At 70.5% G+C, this 4,142-nt stretch carries 4 protein-coding genes; all 4 read right to left on the reverse strand.

Annotated features, from left to right (window positions below; genetic code table 11):
- On the reverse strand, positions 1 to 914 hold a 914-nt coding region (gene dmpG / locus ACFHVL_RS30850; protein ID WP_416632132.1), incomplete at its 3' end, for a 4-hydroxy-2-oxovalerate aldolase.
- Positions 911 to 1,840, reverse strand: a complete 930-nt coding sequence (locus ACFHVL_RS30855; RefSeq protein ID WP_416632133.1) for an acetaldehyde dehydrogenase (acetylating) — start codon at positions 1,838 to 1,840, stop codon at positions 911 to 913. The genes dmpG and ACFHVL_RS30855, both read right to left, overlap by 4 nt.
- The gene (locus tag ACFHVL_RS30860) at positions 1,837 to 2,664 is read right to left on the reverse strand and encodes a 2-keto-4-pentenoate hydratase (RefSeq protein WP_416632134.1); all 828 of its coding nucleotides are present in this window, start codon (positions 2,662 to 2,664) and stop codon (positions 1,837 to 1,839) included. The genes ACFHVL_RS30855 and ACFHVL_RS30860 overlap by 4 nt, the downstream gene beginning before the upstream one ends.
- Positions 2,661 to 4,142 (reverse strand): 2-hydroxymuconic semialdehyde dehydrogenase (locus ACFHVL_RS30865; protein WP_416632135.1); only part of this gene is annotated, 1,482 nt, incomplete at its 5' end. The genes ACFHVL_RS30860 and ACFHVL_RS30865, both read right to left, overlap by 4 nt.

Here is a 4,142-nt window from a genome sequence, read left to right on the forward strand (position 1 = left end):
CGCACGTCCAGGTGGTAGCGGTCGGCGGCGCGTTCGGCGTGGCGCAGGAAGCTGGAGTACACCCCGGCGTAGCCCAGCGACAGGGTTTCCCGGTCGACCCGCACCGGCCGGTCCTGCAACGGCCGCACCAGGTCGTCGGCGGCGTCCATCAACGCGAACGTGTCACAGCCGTGCGCCCAGCCGTGCAGATCGGCGACGGCGGTGAAGACCTCAAGGGGCGCGTTACCGGCCCCGGCGCCCATCCCGGCCAGGGAGGCATCCACCCGGGTCGTGCCGTGCTGCACCGCGATCACACTGTTCGCCACCCCCAACGACAGGTTGTGGTGGGCGTGGATACCGATCTGCGTCTGCGGGTCCAACACGGCCCGGTAGGCATCGACCCGGGCGGCGACATCGTCCATCAGCAGCCGGCCACCGGAGTCGGTGACGTAGACGCAGTGCGCCCCGTACGACTCCATCAACTTCGCCTGCGTCGCGAGCCCGTCCGGGGTGTTCATGTGCGACATCATGAGGAACCCGGCGACGTCCATGCCGTTGTCGCGGGCCCATGAGATGTGCTGGGCGGCGATGTCGGCCTCGGTGCAGTGCGTCGCGATCCGCACGCTGGTCACCCCGAGGTCACGGGCCGCTTTCAGGTCGTCGATGGTGCCGATGCCGGGCAGCAGCAGCGTGGTCAACGTCGCCCGGTTGACCGCCTCGGCGGCAGCAGTGATCCAGTCGGCGTCCGACGCCGCGCCATGACCGTAGGTGACGCTGGAGCCGGCGAGGCCGTCGCCGTGGGCGACCTCGATCGCATCCACCCCGGCCGTGTCCAGCGCGGCGGCGATCTGCCGGACCTGGTCGACGGTGTAGCGGTGCCCGATGGCGTGCATGCCGTCGCGCAACGTCACGTCCTGCACGTACAGGCGGGTCATCGTTGGGCCCCCTCACGGACGGCGACCAGTCGTTCGGCGGTGCGCAGCGCCGCCGACGTCATGATGTCCAGATTCCCGGCGTACGCGGGCAGGTAGTGCCCGGCACCGGACACCTCCAGGAACACCGACACCTGGGTGCCGGTGAAGTGGCCGCCCAGCGCCGGCACGTAGGAGTCGACCGGGTCGAACTGCACGGCCTGTTTGAGCCGGTAACCGGGCACGTACCCGGCGACCGACCCGACCATGGTCTGCACGGAGGCGGCCACCTGGTCGGTGTCGACGCCGGCCGGGATCAGGCAGTAGACGGTGTCGCGCATCAACAGCGGCGGATCCGCCGGGTTCAACACGATCACCGCCTTGCCCTTGCCGGCACCGCCGACGACCTCCAGGGCGCGGGCCGTCGTCTGGGTGAACTCGTCGATGTTCGCCCGCGTCCCCGGCCCCGCCGACCGCGACGCGATCGAGGCGACGATCTCCGCGTACGCCACCGGCGTCACCTGCGCGACAGCGGCGACGACCGGCACCGTCGCCTGCCCGCCGCAGGTGACCATGTTGACGTTCGGCTCGGCCAGATGCGCGTCCAGGTTGACCGACGGCACCACGTACGGGCCGACCGCGGCCGGCGTCAGGTCGACCACGGTCCGCCCGTGCGCCTGCAGGACCTCGTTGTTGCGCCGGTGCGCACCGGCCGACGTCGCATCGAAGACGAGTCGAACGTCGGCGAACTCGGGCATCGCGACCAGGCCGTCGACCCCATCAGCCGTCGTCGCCACACCGAGCCGCCGGGCACGCGCCAAGCCGTCCGATTCCGGGTCGATACCGACCATCGCCACCATGTGCAGCGACTCCGACAGCCGCAACACCTTGATCATCAGATCGGTGCCGATGTTGCCCGACCCGATCACCGCCACCCCGACACCCGTCACGACCCCTCCCCTGACTCGGCCGAAGGACCCTGCCCCGGCTTGACGCTGAATCTGGTCCGCACCGAACCCAGCCCGCCGATCCTGGCCTCGTACGCAGCCCCCGGGATGACCGGCACCATCGGGCCGAGCGCACCCGACAGCACGATGTCACCGGCCCGCAACGGATCCCCGGCAGCGGCCATCGTCGACGCCAGCCAGGCCACCGCGTGCACCGGGCTACCCAGACAGGCCGCCCCGGCACCGACCGACACCGGCACACCCGCGGACTCCAGCACCATGCCGCATTCGCGCAGGTCCACCGAGGCGGCCGGCACCGGCCGGTCACCCAACACGAACAACCCCGACGACGCGTTGTCCGCCACCGTGTCCACGATCGAAATGTCCCAGCCGGTGATCCGCGAGTCGACGATCTCGATCGCCGGCAGCAGGAAGTCGGTCGCCCGCAACACATCCACCACCGTCGCCGGCCCGTGCGGCAGATCCGCCGACAGCACGAACGCCACCTCGGCCTCCACCCTGGGCTGGATCAACCCGGCCAGATCCACCTCGTCACCATCCGGCACCGCCATGTCGGCGAACAGCACCCCGAAATCCGGCTGGAACACACCGAACGCGGCCTGCACCGCCGGCGACGTCAAACCGATCTTCGCCCCCACCCGACGCCGCCCGGCCCCTGTCCAGCCGGCCACCGTCGCCCGCTGCACCGCGTACGCGGCGGCGACGTCACCGGCCGGCAGCAACCGGTCCCGCAACGGCACACACGGCACCCCGGTGTCGTAAGCCCCGACGATCGCCGCGGCAGCGGCCTCGACATCCACAGTCATGAGAAGTCCACACAGACGTTGGTCAGTTCGGAATAGAAGTCCAGCGAGTGCACGCCACCCTCCCGGCCCACCCCGGACGCCTTCACCCCGCCGAACGGCGTCCGCAGATCCCGCAGGAACCACGTGTTCACCCACACGATGCCGGCGTCCAACCGCGCGCCGGCCCGATGCGCCCGCCCCACATCACGAGTCCACACCGTCGCCGCCAACCCGTAGTCGGATTCATTCGCCAACGCGAACGCCTCCTCCTCAGTGTCGAACGGCGCGACATGGCAGACCGGACCGAACACCTCCTCCCGCAGCAACCGCGCCGACTGCCCCAACCCGGTCACCACCGTCGGCTCCACGTACGCGCCACCGTCGCGGGCGTCACCGAAGGTCGGCACGCCACCACCGGCCAACACGTCGGCGCCCTCGACGCGGGCCAGGTCGTAGTAGCCCAGCACCTTGTCCCGATGGCCGTGCGAAATCAACGGCATCGTCGCGATCGACTCGTCGGCCGGCCAGCCGTAGCGGGCGTCGCGGGCGGCGGCCGCCAACCGGTCGACGAACTCGTCGAAGACCGGCCGCTGCACATACAACCGCTCCGTACACAGACACACCTGACCGCCGTTGGTGAACGACGACCGCACCGAACCCGCCACCGCCGCGTCCAGATCCGCGTCAGCGAACACCAGGCCGGCGTTCTTGCCACCCAACTCGAACGACACCGCCTTCACCCCGTCAGCCGCCGCCCGCATGATCGCCGACCCCGTCGCCGACTCACCCGTGAACGTGACCGCGTCCACCCCCGGATGCCGCGTCAACCACTCCCCCGCCGCCCCCGGCCCGAAACCGTGCACCACATTGAACACCCCGTCCGGTACGCCGACCGCCGCCATCACCTCCGCCAACAACGTCGCCGACGCCGGCGTCTCCTCACTCGGCTTCACCACCACGGCGTTACCGCACGCCAACGCCGGAGCCACCTTCCAGGTCAGCAACAGCAACGGCAGGTTCCACGGCACGACGACCGCCACCACACCCACCGGTCTACGAACCGCGTAGTTCAACGCCCGACCACCCGACGGCGTAACCGTCGTGAACGACTCGGTCGGCGCCGTCACGGCGATCTCCGCGAACGCCCGGAAGTTCGCCGCCCCACGCGGAACATCCAACGTCCGGGCCTGGCTCACCGGCTTTCCGGTGTCCGCCACCTCCGCCGCCACCAGATCATCGAAACGGCGGTCCAACTCGTCAGCGACCGCCCGCAGCACCACCGCCCGCTCCCGCTCGGCCATCGCGCCCCACGGGCCGCGCACCGCCGACCGGGCCGCAGCCACCGCCGCATCCACCGTCGAGGAATCAGCCTCAGCAACCTCGAAGACCGTCTCCCCCGTCACCGGCGACACCTTCGCAAACCGTTTCCCCGCATCCACGAACCGACCGTCGACGAAACTGCGCAACAGACCGGGGCCGTCGGCGGCCGGCCGACCGGC

This window comes from Micromonospora sp. LOL_023, from assembly GCF_048060115.1.
Taxonomy (GTDB): Bacteria; Actinomycetota; Actinomycetes; order Mycobacteriales; family Micromonosporaceae; genus Micromonospora_E.